Source organism: Mucilaginibacter phenanthrenivorans (assembly GCF_024721155.1).
Taxonomy (GTDB): Bacteria; Bacteroidota; Bacteroidia; order Sphingobacteriales; family Sphingobacteriaceae; genus Mucilaginibacter; species Mucilaginibacter phenanthrenivorans.
In genome coordinates, this window is the sequence record NZ_JAHVAP010000012.1 from 140,163 (window position 1) to 153,642 (window position 13,480).

The window sequence follows — 13,480 nt, forward strand, 5'->3', positions numbered from 1 at the left end:
GGATCATGTTAAACGAGGATACAAGCAGGACAACCAGCAGGCTACTTTACCTTTTGAAGCGATTGTCTGACAGTTGGTTTTGCAATGAGCTTTGTCATGAAAACATAGAGGGGTTCAATAATTCATACATCCCGGTATTCATGAGTATAGGTACAGCGGGCATTTCCAATAGCAAGCTGGCATCAAACTTAACCATAACCAAACAGGCTGCCAGTAAGGTGATCAAGGAACTGGAAGAGCTGGGCCTGGTATGCAGCGAAAAATGCAGCACCGATGGCCGTTTGATGATGCTGTACCTGACCAGCAAGGGGGCTGCCTTTTATGGGCATCTTAAAGGCCAGATCGTGGCGCTTGAGCAGGAATACAAAAAAGTGGTTGGCGCAAAGAATTATGAAACGGCTATAGATGTAATGTCGAAGCTGGTGAAATACCACGAAGAGTTGAATAAAATGGAGGCGGTTTAAGCGTATTAGCGCCAATGCATTTGCGTGAACATCGCGCGCAGATTTACCCTCCCGGCCGACGCTTCGCTGGACCTGCCCTCCCTTTGCTGCGCACAAGGAGGGCTAAAAAACTTAAATAATAGCATTGGGGAACACCTGCGGCTACAGAAATTCAACTTAAGTACTGAGCGCTTTCCTGCATTTTTCGCATAAAAATATTTGCTCCTGGTCCACCGCTTTTATTGTGCCCCGGGCATCGTTCATAAAACATCTTTTGTCGCCGCTGGTGCAGTGGTTTAAACCAAGGTTATGGCCAATTTCATGCAAACAAACTTTGGTTAGCCGCGAATGTAAAAGCTGTGCCGAGGCATTTCGCTTTAGCCTGAATGTTGATATTACGCATGTTTTACCCGGCCGGTAACCCAAACCGAATATGCCCCATTCGGTGCTATGCCGTTCGGGATTTGCACAGGCAATATCCTTCCCGGTTAAAATAAGCAGGTTTTCGTTGGTGTTGTATTTGGATAAGATCCTGTTGGCCTCATAGCGGGTTTTACTATCAGCTAATATGTCCCTGGTAAAATTAACCTCGGTTTTAACAATGCATTTATAGTGATAAAAGTGTTCAATCGCCGATTTTACCATGTTGATGTCCGATTTTTCGACATGGCCCAAAGGCTGAATGTAAACCACTTTAGGTTCATCATAAAATATTGCCTGTGCCTGCTTTGCAATTATCAACAGTAAAAGGCATAGGGTACAGTATTTTATGTGGACGATCCTCATCTGGTAAATATGTGAAGCGTAAAACTAATTAACTTTTTTCGCACTGACTACCCAAAAAATGGGTTTACAGGGTTAACATAGTTTAAGATTTACATAGAAATAAATATCTGTTAATCAATCGTTTACATAAATTTTTCAGAAATAGGGGTTAACATTTGTGGGGGTTTGCTATTTAGGTGGGAGTACTTTATATGCTGGCTACTAAGCAGGTGGGCACTAGTAGCCCACTTCTTTTGGGTGCCCGGATACCAGCGCCAGGTTGGAGTGTTCATTTGACAAGCAGAATGCTTGTCGTATTTTAGGTCGAAGTTATAAACTTCGACCAGTGTGGGTACCTGCTTTTTAATTGTTCAAATAATTTTCAATTGCAACTACCTCTTGCGGATTAAGCAAAATTTTACGTTTTTCCGGTTGCAGCGAGTTAGAATTCTTTAGGTGTCCGGGCGTAATAATGCGAACCTCATAGTTATTCACGGTGGTTGACATAATTTTAACATCCATTATCCCCTCATCTGTTGCTATAATTGTTTCTGGATTTTCCACATTCATATCATCAATCCAAACTTTTGAAATATTTTCCTTTTTAATATGAAATTTATCTAGTATTTGATTAAATAAAATCATTTTAGTATTAGGGTTTAATTTAATAATACCTGCGCCAGAAGGGGTAAATATTCCAAACCTACTAATACAATCAAACCTGGAGATTATTTCAAAAGATTTGCACTGGCTTGGACTAATAATTACATTTTGGGATATTATTGTTTTATTGTTATCCAAGTGAATGATATATAAGAAACCGATATGGTTATATTTTTTTAAAGAAATGGTGTCTTTTTCTTGTTGCGCAAAGGAGTAAGTTATAAATAAAAATATTGCGATCAGTAGAACAAATAGCGTTTTCATATATTAAAAAATAATTTAATTATTTTATTCCGCCCATGCAAGCATTTTGCCTGAAAGCCAATAATTTAAGCGTCCCGCTTAAATCCAAATTAATAAATAACCTTCAATGGACTCTCCGGATTAGCGCTGCTATACTAAGCAGTTGCCCAAATTACTTTTCCCTTTCTGATAAAAAAATGGCTGCGACATCCATCGTTTTTCCAAACAGAAGGGGATAGGGTTACTCTGCTCTTTGAATCAAACTTGACTACCCAATTTGGTTCATAATTTTTCATTAAGGACAAGTTTAATACCTCACCACAACCGCAGGGGCATTTTAGCAATGCCCATTTTAACAAGCCCTTAGTTCCTACAAAAGTTATCCATTTTACTGTAATTTTTGCCGGATCTGGTCTTGCAGAAACGATTTCATAACCAATATCAATTTCATGAAGCAGAAACAAAACCTTGTTCCAGCATCTTATTCTGAATTTGCTCATTCGTTAATTTATTTGATCAAGAAATGGGGTCATATCTCCACGGCCCCAATATTCGTCTGAACCACAAATAGGGCAATCTTCGTCTGGACTGATGTGCGGCCGTCGGTCAATGCCTTTGTCAAAAAATCTTATAATATGTTTTTCAACGCCATTCGTTTTAAAACCCGTTAAACGGTTAATCAATTCGTTAACTGCCATGGTAGCCACTTCACTTGTAAACGTAATCACTGCCGGGCTGGGATTATTTTCGCCTATTACGTAAGCTTCCTCTTTTTGTCGCAAATAACCAACAGGATCATTGCGCTTCAAATCTTCTTCGCGAGCTAATTGCCGATTCACAATATTTCTACATAATAGGCAGGTATTTCCAGGCTGTACAATGGTCACCCTTCCCTGTAATGTTTCAAGTTGCTCTTTCCGATCTTTTGCAGGATCAATTACAATACCCATGTCAATAACCGGAACCAGAAAAAAGTGCGCAAACCTATTCATTAAGATACGGCCCGAATTGTCATCAGTGCAACTAAATATGATGTCACAAGTTTTCAGAGCATCGCGCACCTGTGCATTTACTACCCATTCTTCTATTTTTCTGATACGACAGCCAATGCCAATATTAGCTAAAAACTTCGCCAAAACTGCTGCTTTAGATTTCCCGAGGTCGGCATCGCTCGAGGTTGCTCCATGAAGCCGACTCAAATTGCTTCGCTCGACCAAGTCTTTATCAACTAATAAGATTTGGCCAACACCCAGCCTTGCAAGTAAATGTGCGGTAGCAGAACCAGTGGCACCATTACCAACGACCGCAATGCGTAATTTGGATAAGTCTGCGTTTAAACTAGGTCCAAATGCCAGTTGCTGGCGACTGAATTCTTCTTTGGCAATGACTGTGTATTTACCCTTATAATAAAAGTTATATCGACTGCCCATTACTCTAATAAAATCAATTTGGTGGTAAACCAAATTGCTGGTACAGGCTCTTGCTGTCAACACCCCGCTGCAAGTTATGATTAGGCTTAAGTTTGGTAATATGCCACCATTACGGCTATATATCATTTCGAATAACTCTTTTTCATGCTTATCATCAATTTCTGAAAATTGCTCATGTCCTTCTGGATGAGAATGCACCAAACAGATACGCAGATTGTTTTCTTTCGCCCTTTTCATGGCTTTTCTGAATATCGCAGTATCCCAGTTTACCATAGCCGAAGTATGTGAATTAATTTGATTATCGGGGATAGGAATGATCTCCTTTGACAGGAAACGCATTTCGCTTCCACCGTCCCAAATATCGTTCGAGGCTTCTGAAAATCCGCACATTAAAATTGCAGGCCGTTCATAGCCATCTGGTTTTAGAACTAACTGTTTTAGTTCCGTCAAGTGATGCTCCTGTAAGGTTAGTGTGTACCTCATGCTGCAACGTTTAATGCGAGATAAACTCGTTGTAAATAAGTATGTATTCCGTCTTTACCGGCCCGCCAATTTTCGGCAGGAGCATGTCTAGACCATTGTTGCCATTTTTCTGAAAAATGAGTCGGAAACTGGTCAGCCTGCGCGGGGTAGATATTGGTGGCCTTTAATTTTAATTCTGGAAGGAAATAAAACATATCAGGCGGTACATCCGGATAACCTGTCGGCAATATAATTAATAATGAAGATTTATCCTGAGTGAATTTACCCTCTGGCACAATTGTAAAATCATCGAGAACGAGGCCTTTGACGGCCCCGCTCTCGATTTCCCTGAACTTAATCTGTTTGGCTTTCAAATAAGCTCGGTCTTTTGATGGCAAAAATGAACTATCCATTAGTCGTATTCGGTTTACAGCCATAAAATGATTCGATACCTGGGCGAGCAAGGTCAACCCTAGTGTCATCTTTAATTAACTCATCCTCGAAAGGGCCGTGTATAGAAAGGAAAATCTCATAATCCATTGGAATATTTCCTAATTTCCTAATTTCTGCACCCAGGATATACTGACGGTCCGTTTCAAACTCCTTACCATCGATAATAAATTTGAGTTTCTTTTTGATGTAAAAACCTTCAATTCCCGGACGGGCTATGTCAACTTCTTCGTCATCCTTGATCGGTTCATCTTTCCACGGGCTGGAAATGGTCAGAAAAAGCTCTGATTCGAGCGGTAAGCCTCCAAGTTTTTTTACCTCTTTTCCAGTGATATACTGTTTTCCCCACTCGTACGGCTTATCTTCGATAGTCAACGATAAAACATTCTTGGCCGTTGAAAGGTCTGCCCCCTTATTTACATTTTCCATATTATGATATTTATTAAAACTCTGCTACAAATCTAATGCAATTGCTTGATAAAATAAGCGTTTGCTAAATAAATATTTTATATTTTTAGCAAGCGCTTGAATATCAATTGATAAATTTATCAGGCGCTTGCTAAATTTAAATATAATTTAGCATTTGCTTATTATATTTAGATTATTTAGTTTTGCATACGCAAAACTTTTAAGCCATGGAAAATACAATAGGAAAGATTTTAAAGGAAGCCAGGGAACTAAGAAGGCTGTCTTTAAGAGAAGTGGAAATACAATCTGGAGTGTCTAATGCTTACTTGAGTCAATTAGAGAATGACAAAATAAAGAAACCTTCAGCTAATACCTTATATAAGTTATCAGAGCTCTTTAATATCAATTTTGACGATTTGATGGTGGCTGCCGGAATAGTTGAAAAGAAAAAAGACTCTTCTAAAACAGAGGGGCACTTTGCTTTTTCATCTGAAAATCTAACCGGAGATGAAGAAAAGAGACTTATAGAGTATCTGAAATTTTTACGATACCAGCAAAAAGATGATAAATGACAAAAAGAAAAAAGATATCGAAAATATAGTTTTTGATGCACTTTCCAAAAGTAAAGCGTTAGGCGTTTTTCCAACACCTGTAGACAAGATTTTGCAATACGCGGAGTTGCGTGTAAACTCTGGTGTTGATTTAAGCCAAATACCGAACAATTTTTTTGCCAAATCAGGTTTGCTAATAAGAAGACTAGCTACTAAGGGTGTTGCTAAAGTTCGAGGCGTTTTGGATAGCAGGGAGAAATTAATTTATCTCGATTTAACCCAATCAGAACAAAGAAAGAAGTTTGTGAAGCTGCATGAAACCGGCCACGAATTGTGTACTTGGCAAGGTAGACTTCATGATTTTCTGGATGACGACGAAACCTTAGATCCCGATATTAAAGAACAGTTTGAAGCTGAAGCAAACTTTTTTGCTTCAGCTTCATTATTTCAATTAAATCTTTTTAATGATCAAATGGATATATTACCACTTGAATTGGCCTCTGCAATGCAATTAGCTAAAATATTCGGGTCGTCAATTCATGCAGCACTAAGGAGATATGTTGAACAAAGCAGTAAAAGGTGTGCCCTGTTAGTTTTAAATAAGGAAATCAATATCGGTTATGGGTTTCCTCAGTTTACAGTTCGAACCTATGTTCAGTCAAATAACTTTACAAACGATTTTGGCGTGCTTGGTTGGGGGCCAGACCTATCTCTGGAAATCCCCTTTATCCAGGACTATTATTCCAATCGAAAATTTCTAAAAAGTGAAATAACAATTCTTACTGACGACAACTCCATCGAATGTAATTATCACTTTTTTTGTAATGGCTATAATGCTTTCGTCTTTATTTTTCCTAGTGGAGAAAAAATCAAAACGAAAACTCGTATCATAATTAGTTCATAAGATTAATTTATCTTTGAATAACTCAATGCGATTTTTTAGGTTACTGACAAGTACGGTTAAGTATTCTTCTTTGAGACCCTTCAATTCCTCGGCAAGCTTGTCAATTTTTGACAGTTGATAAACGGGGAACTCTTCATATTCTAGTTGGATGCTTAGATGATGAAAATCTGCAAGGAATTTTAACTTTTTATCCTTTATTTTATCAGCCTGCTGGCTGGCTTCATTATATAATCTTTCACCATTCTCGGTATATCCCAATTTATACATTAATAAACCTTTTGTAGCGGAGTAGATAACCTTTTCGCGGTCATTTAGGTTTTGAATATTTATTCTGTTGATTATATTTTGCGCTTTTTGAGGTTCGTCTTGTTTTAGATATGAAAAAGCCATATTATTCATTAAAGTAAAATCTCCGGGCGTTGCCTTTAGACCATACCTACAGATTTTTATGGCATCGTCAAAGTTTTCAAGAATTGAACTTGCAATAAATGAACCAAAGCCAGCTGGATCTCGTGAAAATGGTTGGTCAATAAACCACTGAATAGTATTGGTGTACGCTTGATTCCATTGTTTATTGTTAAAATAAAAATAAGCTTTTGCCTCCGATATATGTGAGACCTTTTCAAATGTTGATTGGGTTAAATTAAGATCAGAAACTTGGGGCCTCGCCCAAACGGCTTGTGCCAATGAATTGTCATTCGGGCTGATAAGTGAATAATTATATAATTTGCGAGAATTTTTGACATTACCAGAGTATAGTTCCTGTGTTGCTAACGCAGAAAATAATTCATTCAATTCGTACGGTGAATAATTCTTTGAATTGGTTAATTCCAGCCCTCTTTTTATATGGAAAGAACTTTTATTATCCAAAGTGGAGATTCCAATATCAGCACTAATTAGCCATGGGTCTATGGAAAAGGAAGGATTAAGTTTTAAAACTTTTCTTGCCATTTTAAGATCACCGGAATGTGTAAAATACCGCGATACCACTCTGCTCACATATCTATTGTTGGGTGCCAATTGCAATCCTACCGCGATACATCTTTCAGCGGCTTGCTCTTTGCCAATGATTAAATAAAGTCTTGCTAATTCCAGCCAACTTATTGGATTGTTGGGATTATTGGATACTGACTGTCTAAATTTTTTAATTAATTGCCCTATAATTGAATCAAATTTTTCAAAACTTGTGTTGGGCTCTTCTTCAATCTTTAAAGGATTAACAATTAATACACTGTTGGAAAAATGTTTTATTGATGGCGCTATATTTAGCTTTCCGGATTTTAAAAAACTAGCCGTTTCGAACAAACTGTTTTCATCATCGACTATATAAGATGAATTTAGCAATTCTATCGCAGCGCTAATTGTCTGATTTATTTTCCAATCGAATATTTTTTGCTGGTGTTGGATTGAATTAATGAAGTCTGATTGGGTAGTTACTTTTGTGTTAGTAATTGGAGAGAGCTCTCCCAAACTCAAAGTTTCATTAAATTCTCTCCATCGAGGTATTACGTTTCGGATTGTATTATTCAGATTTGAGCTTGACATACTTAGTTTGATAGGAGCTTTCTTTCAAATTTTCTTATCAATCTGTCAAAAGCAGAAATGTAGCGTTCTAAGCTAATTGTACTGTTTTTAGTTTCGATTGTTTTAGGATGACCTCTCTTAACAGGATTTGGGTCGCAAAGCTGATAAACCAATTCGCCAAGTGCTACTCCCAATTCCTCGTTGTCTACATGATTTTTAAAAAATTCGACAGATTGTTCCAAGGACACATATAGATACGGAAGCACTTCCCTATATGTTTGTGACCAATTATTCCAATTATGTTCTGGGCTGATAAACTGTTTCATGACAGTTGTCATGCTCATTTGTGTATATAAAAACACAATCATGCTTCCTAGTTGATAAGCGTCACTCGCGACACGTCTAAAAACCCAGTCAGATTGAACCGATTTATATAATGCTTCTGGTGGCGCATAAGATAAGTCGCCCGCAAATGCTAACATTCCAAATGGTGTTACTTCACCTCTTATATCTGCCCTTCCTAAATCGCCGAGTTTATGTTTTTTTTCTTTTAGAACTAAGACATTTGAGGGTTTAACATCTTGGTGGGAGATTCCGACATTATGGAGTTGAAATAAAGCAACAGTAATACTATGTAAAATAGTTAGATTTAAAATATGATTAATTGATCCGGAAAAATCAAGTTGAGAATAGATATCTCCGTCAGCTAACTCCAAAATAATATAGGGGACAGGGACGGAGCTGTCTGGTTCAGGTGGGATATTACCAGCCTCAACAATAGTTATAATACGGCTTAATTTTTTATTCTGGCACATTTCAAGTATGCTCTGCTCAAAATTAAACATCTGAATAAGCTTAGCCATCGCCTTTACCGAATCTTCAGCATGTAAAGCGCGTGAAAAATCTAATGCTTTTAAAAAAGCTTTTTCGCCAGTTTCCGTATTCAAAACGTGGTACGAGTATGAAAAGTTTCCACCGGTACTGAAGGGGGTTTTTTGAACCGCCTTTTGAACAACCCAATTATTTTTAAGGATCTTGCCTTCTAAGTAAAAAGCTGGGGTTTGAATTTGTGATATCAAAGTTTAATATTTGGTAATCAAATTTAACAATAATATGCAAGTAACATTACTTGTCAACGAAGATTAATTAATACTAAGGCCTTTCCTTCGCCCGTTCAAGCATTTTGCCTGAATGCCAACAAGTTTAAGCGCCCCGCTTAAATTCAAATCAATAACTAATCTTCAACGGGCCTTCCACATTGGCACTGCTATACCAATATTCATGTGCTGCATCCACAAATCCCGCCCTTACCGGTCCAAAGGACTGCCCCGGAGATTTTCATGAATGTAACCGATCTTCTGATCAATTACCGCCGGCGAATAAAGTAATGTCGGGGTAATTTCCACCCCTGCGCCGCAAGCGCTTTCCCTTTTTTCGCTGCCGCATAGCCTCCCTTGTGGCCCGCAGACAAGTATCGAGGTAATAGGTATTAAACTATCTAACACACTATTTTAAAAAATATAAATTACTGTCTCCACCTTTTTCCGGGGTAAACTAATACCAGGGCTATTCATTAAAAGTACAAATCTCTTTTTGCAATCCATACAGCCTAAAGGAATGGTATAGAAAGTATCAGCGGCAGAAGAAGAAGCTTGCTGATATTAAACCTTATCAGTAGCTTTGTGTTAATGAATTGAGAGATAACAAAGACTTCTATAATTATGAGTGAAAAAGACCTGCAGATACTGATAGAGCTAGCTAAGAAGTTAGAGAAGGGCCTAACAAAGGAAGAGGCACTTAGGTCATTTGTTGCGGCGGGTATACTGGATGAGGCAGGTAACTACACACAGCCTTACAAAGAACTCGGAAAAATAGAGGGCTAGCATTATGTATGATAGCAGACCCAACCTTGTCATAGGTTTTCATGGCTGCGATCGTGAGACGCGCGATAAACTATTACAAAACCCTGATCAAATTAAGAAAAGCGAAAAGCCATACGACTGGCTTGGGCATGGTATGTACTTTTGGGAATACAATGAAACGCGTGCATTGGAATGGGCAGAAGATTATGTTAAGCAAAAAAAGGTCAAAGAAGCCGCTGTAATTGGCGCAGTGATCGATCTTGGAAATTGTTGTGATCTTTTAGATAGCAAACACATTGAGGTTGTTGCCGCCTATTACACCCTTATGAAACTCTCCAACAATACGCTCGGTAAGCCAATGCCCCAAAATACCGATGTTAAAGGCGACAAGCACGGAAATAAACTAAAACGGGAATTAGACTGCGCGGTGATCGAGTTTATGAACGAGAGAATATTCGCTTTACATCAAAAATTTGCAAAAGAAGGACACACTAATATTAAGCTTTTTGATTCGGTGAGAGGAGCGTTTCTTGAAGGCGGAGAAGCATTCCCCGGTTCAGGCATTGAACGAAAAAGCCATATTCAAATATGCGTACGCAACGCTAATTGCATTCTTGGATTTTTTCTTCCGAGAAAAGAGGTTGATTTCGTTAAGATACTCCGTGATGAATATTTGCGTAAGGCATTGTGATATTTTTTCGGGGCAAAGTGCGGAAAAATGGAAAAGGTTGAATTAAAATTAACAAATGATCTTCAACAGGCCTTCCTGATTAGCGCTAGCTATTCAAATGTAATTTTCCTGATCTCATGCAGCTCATCCTGAACATAAAGATTACCCTGGGGGTCAATGGTTATGCCAAAGGGTGCATAAAAGGTGGCAACACTGGCGGGGCCATCTTTTAGAGGATATACTAATGGTTGTTTTCCTGCCACGGTTACCACATTTCCATCGGTAGTAATTTCCCGTACCATCCAATTATCAGTGTCAGCCACAAACAGGTTGCCGGCTTTGTCAAACACCAGTCCGTTGGGATAATGAAACATGGCGTGCAGCGCAGGGCCGTCCGAATAACCCAGTGCCTGTTCATTGCCTGCGTAAACAGCCAGTTGCCCGGTTGCCGTATTTATTGTAAAAATGCCGGTACCTCCTGATCTGTAAATAACGCCTTTGCTGTCGACAGCCAGGCCCAGGATAGGGCCGTACACACCAACTAAAGCACTTACAACCCCCGCAGGGGTTATTTTATATAAGGTATTAAAATCCTCGAGATACATATTGTTTTGGGCGTCAATAGTAAACGCATCCATCAGGCGGAAAGTTCCATCGTTCTTTACCAGTGTAGTTACTGTACCATCAGGCGTGATCTTTCTTATCGATCTATAATAGCAATCCGTAATAAACACGTTGTCATCGCTATCTACCACAACGCCCTGGGGAGTACCAAATGTAGCCGCACGGCCTTTCCCGTCGGCGTAACCCAATTTGCCACTGCCGGCAAAAGTTGTCACAACGCCTTTGGGAGTAACCTTACGGATCACATTAGCTTGCGGGTCTGGGGCGTAGATGTTTCCTTTACTATCGGAAGCGATGCCCCACATACCATGAAATGAGGCATTAACGCCTGTTCCGTCAATAACGGTATCGCGGCCGCTGCCTGCCAGCGTGCTTACCATTACCGTATAAACGTAAGTAAAAGTGGGTCCGGCAACCGTATTGCTGCCAATAGTCACCTTAATATTACCCGTCCCCGCACCTTTGGGCACTATTACCGTAAGCGATGTAGCGGTGGCTGCAGTAACTTTGCCTGGTTTGCCGTTAAATGTCACCTTATCGGCAGCCGTGTCGATACTGAAACCGGTCCCGGTAATTATCACACTGGCGTTATAGCTGCCTGAACTTGTGCTGATAGCGGTTACCGATAAACTCTTCTGCGGATCGGGTTTATTCAGCGCAGTTTTGCTACATGAAATATAACATAGCGATAGCAACAGGCCACCAAGGAATAACAAAGTTTTTATACGGAGCATTGTGTAAGGTTATTAAACAATTCAAAAATCCTAATATAAACAAATTTGCGATTATGTGATTATCAGCATTTCGGTAGGGGTTTAAAAAATGGTTAAAAATGGAACCATTGATAATCAGCGTGTTTCACAGCGTTCCGGGTGTTCCATGTAAAAAAATGGAACGCTTTGGAACGCGGGTCCGAAAATTCTCCGGTAAAAACAACAAGGCCCTATGATCAATAATCATAAAGCCTTGTTTGTTATTTAAAATAGCCGTTAACCGGTTAATTGTGAAGTACCTTGTTTACCAGCAGGCTGCCGCTGGCCGAGTCGGTTAGGTAAATGGTGTAGATCTTGCCGGCCTGCAGATCGGTTACGTCGAAGTTTCCAATGTTATTCCTCGACGCAGTACCATAAAACTGGACGGTAAGGGTTCCCGGGTCCACATATTTATAACCGCTCGAAATATCCCGCACCAGCGTAGTCACCAGGTCGTCTCCGGCTGAATTTTTTATGGTGATAACCGATGGCGCAGCGTCGCTTAAATGGATGAACTTGACCTTTACCTTGCCATTGTTCGGCGTGGCCAGGTCGTCCTCAAATGATTTCACCCTGGCCGATGAACCCTTACCGACCAGGTACACCGTAAAGCTCACGCCATTTGCGGTATAAAGCGATCCGGTTGCATAATCCGAATTTGTTCCGTCCGTTTTGAACTCCATAACCATGTTTTTACCCGAGGGGGCTGTTATGTAGGCCGAGGCATCGCCAAAGCTTAGGCCGCCACTTACCAGTACCGAGTTTGCCAGGGTAAAACTCTGCGGGCCGGATGTGGCCGCGGCATTCACTACCTTGATGTTAAATTGTCCCGACGGATCGATGGTGTTTTTCTTACATGAGGTGAAGGATGCTGCTGCTATCACCAGCGCCAGGCCCGTGAATAGTTTTCTATAAATTGCTGTTGTTTTCATACTGTTGTTGTTTTTGCTTTTTTTATTTGAGATTTAAATGGTCGCCGCCCCTTTTATGGAGCTGGCGCGCCGTTACATGTATTTTACCCTGATGTCGATTTTCGGCTTTAGTTTAAGGTCGACTTTGAAGTCGTCGAACACCGGCCTTTTCATCTTTTCCAAAAAGAAGTTGGAAAAGCCGAAGCCCTCCTTTGGCATTCCTATTAAATTCTTATCGATTTTCCCGTTCCCGTTTTCATCGTCGACGATGGTAAACCCGTAAGTCCCCGGCTCGAGGTTGCACTTTACGATGAGGGTGCCGCTGTCGAGCGACTTCTTGTCGAATGTGAATGTTTTGCAGGGCTGCTGCTTGTTGTAGGTTTCGTTATCCTTAAAAACATTCAGGATGATGGTTCCCTTTGCTGATCGTATCCCGGTAATTTTAACCTGTGTTTCCTGCGCTCTTATATACGAGGAGAGGAAAACAAGCGCCGCCCCAACGATGAGCTTAATGGCAAATAATGCTGACTTTTTCATAGCTGTAAAATTTAATTCTGACATTGATTTTAGGCCAAAGCTACCGGCATCCGGAACAACCTACTCCTAAAAATTGACCGAAGCGGGCATAATCGTGTCTGTAGGTTAATATGGGTGGTTTGAATGGGAATGGATTAGGGGGGGTAAACGGTCAATGTCATTAAGTTAAACTTTTTAGCCCTCCTTGTGCGCAGCAAAGGGAGGGCAGGTCCAGCGAAGCGTCGACCGGGTGGGTAAATCTGCGCGCGATGTTCACAAGCCCTCCTTGTGCGCAGCAAAGG

Annotated in this window: 16 protein-coding genes; 5 read left to right on the forward strand and 11 right to left on the reverse strand. The window is 40.1% G+C overall.

Going from position 1 to position 13,480, the window contains the following annotated elements; all coding sequences use genetic code 11:
* Window positions 1-5 precede the first annotated feature (5 nt).
* The gene (locus KXD93_RS24705) at window positions 6-464 is read left to right on the forward strand and encodes a MarR family winged helix-turn-helix transcriptional regulator (RefSeq protein ID WP_258140116.1); all 459 of its coding nucleotides are present in this window, start codon (window positions 6-8) and stop codon (window positions 462-464) included.
* Window positions 465-620: 156 nt separating this feature from the next.
* Here KXD93_RS24705 and KXD93_RS24710 read toward each other — a convergent pair whose 3' ends face one another.
* The 6 genes from KXD93_RS24710 to KXD93_RS24735 all read right to left on the reverse strand — a co-directional run bounded on the left by KXD93_RS24710 (window position 621) and on the right by KXD93_RS24735 (window position 4,885).
* The gene (locus KXD93_RS24710) at window positions 621-1,229 is read right to left on the reverse strand and encodes a hypothetical protein (RefSeq protein ID WP_258140118.1); all 609 of its coding nucleotides are present in this window, start codon (window positions 1,227-1,229) and stop codon (window positions 621-623) included.
* 342 nt (window positions 1,230-1,571) lie between these two features.
* Window positions 1,572-2,135, reverse strand: coding sequence for a hypothetical protein (locus tag KXD93_RS24715; RefSeq protein WP_258140119.1), 564 nt, complete (start codon window positions 2,133-2,135; stop codon window positions 1,572-1,574).
* 134 nt (window positions 2,136-2,269) lie between these two features.
* Complete coding sequence (locus tag KXD93_RS24720) at window positions 2,270-2,614, reverse strand: ubiquitination-like system serine protease family protein (protein WP_258140120.1); 345 nt, start codon at window positions 2,612-2,614, stop codon at window positions 2,270-2,272.
* 3 nt (window positions 2,615-2,617) lie between these two features.
* A complete protein-coding gene (locus KXD93_RS24725) occupies window positions 2,618-4,027 on the reverse strand; it encodes a ThiF family adenylyltransferase (protein WP_258140122.1) in 1,410 nt (469 codons plus the stop codon).
* Window positions 4,024-4,419 (reverse strand): E2/UBC family protein, encoded by a 396-nt coding sequence (locus tag KXD93_RS24730; protein WP_258140124.1) that lies wholly within the window; start codon window positions 4,417-4,419, stop codon window positions 4,024-4,026. Before KXD93_RS24730 ends, KXD93_RS24725 begins: the two co-directional genes overlap by 4 nt.
* A complete protein-coding gene (locus tag KXD93_RS24735) occupies window positions 4,412-4,885 on the reverse strand; it encodes a multiubiquitin domain-containing protein (RefSeq protein ID WP_258140125.1) in 474 nt (157 codons plus the stop codon). Before KXD93_RS24735 ends, KXD93_RS24730 begins: the two co-directional genes overlap by 8 nt.
* A 206-nt stretch (window positions 4,886-5,091) precedes the next feature.
* Between KXD93_RS24735 and KXD93_RS24740 the strand changes: the two genes are divergently transcribed.
* Together KXD93_RS24740 and KXD93_RS24745 are read left to right on the forward strand one after the other, a co-directional pair.
* On the forward strand, window positions 5,092-5,436 hold the full coding sequence (locus KXD93_RS24740; RefSeq protein WP_258140126.1) for a helix-turn-helix domain-containing protein: 345 nt from the start codon (window positions 5,092-5,094) through the stop codon (window positions 5,434-5,436).
* On the forward strand, window positions 5,426-6,319 hold the full coding sequence (locus KXD93_RS24745) for an ImmA/IrrE family metallo-endopeptidase (RefSeq protein ID WP_258140128.1): 894 nt from the start codon (window positions 5,426-5,428) through the stop codon (window positions 6,317-6,319). Before KXD93_RS24740 ends, KXD93_RS24745 begins: the two co-directional genes overlap by 11 nt.
* On the opposite strand, the gene KXD93_RS24750 is transcribed toward KXD93_RS24745, so the two are convergent.
* Window positions 6,314-7,864: a tetratricopeptide repeat protein gene (locus tag KXD93_RS24750; protein WP_258140129.1), complete on the reverse strand. Its 1,551-nt coding sequence runs from the start codon at window positions 7,862-7,864 to the stop codon at window positions 6,314-6,316. The two genes, KXD93_RS24745 and KXD93_RS24750, sit on opposite strands and share 6 nt — an antisense overlap.
* Before the next feature lie 2 nt (window positions 7,865-7,866).
* Window positions 7,867-8,922 (reverse strand): protein kinase domain-containing protein, encoded by a 1,056-nt coding sequence (locus tag KXD93_RS24755; protein WP_258140130.1) that lies wholly within the window; start codon window positions 8,920-8,922, stop codon window positions 7,867-7,869.
* A 642-nt stretch (window positions 8,923-9,564) separates the two neighbouring features.
* Between KXD93_RS24755 and KXD93_RS24760 the strand changes: the two genes are divergently transcribed.
* Both KXD93_RS24760 and KXD93_RS24765 read left to right on the forward strand, forming a co-directional pair.
* Complete coding sequence (locus KXD93_RS24760; protein WP_258140131.1) at window positions 9,565-9,726, forward strand: hypothetical protein; 162 nt, start codon at window positions 9,565-9,567, stop codon at window positions 9,724-9,726.
* 4 nt (window positions 9,727-9,730) lie between these two features.
* The gene (locus tag KXD93_RS24765) at window positions 9,731-10,396 is read left to right on the forward strand and encodes a hypothetical protein (RefSeq protein WP_258140132.1); all 666 of its coding nucleotides are present in this window, start codon (window positions 9,731-9,733) and stop codon (window positions 10,394-10,396) included.
* A gap of 89 nt (window positions 10,397-10,485) precedes the next feature.
* Here KXD93_RS24765 and KXD93_RS24770 read toward each other — a convergent pair whose 3' ends face one another.
* From KXD93_RS24770 to KXD93_RS24780, 3 genes are all read right to left on the reverse strand, one after another.
* Window positions 10,486-11,733, reverse strand: coding sequence for an IPT/TIG domain-containing protein (locus tag KXD93_RS24770; RefSeq protein WP_258140134.1), 1,248 nt, complete (start codon window positions 11,731-11,733; stop codon window positions 10,486-10,488).
* Between the two features lie 263 nt (window positions 11,734-11,996).
* Window positions 11,997-12,683: a DUF4397 domain-containing protein gene (locus KXD93_RS24775; protein WP_258140136.1), complete on the reverse strand. Its 687-nt coding sequence runs from the start codon at window positions 12,681-12,683 to the stop codon at window positions 11,997-11,999.
* 72 nt (window positions 12,684-12,755) lie between these two features.
* The gene (locus KXD93_RS24780; protein ID WP_258140138.1) at window positions 12,756-13,199 is read right to left on the reverse strand and encodes a DUF2141 domain-containing protein; all 444 of its coding nucleotides are present in this window, start codon (window positions 13,197-13,199) and stop codon (window positions 12,756-12,758) included.
* Between the last annotated feature and the right edge of the window lie 281 nt (window positions 13,200-13,480).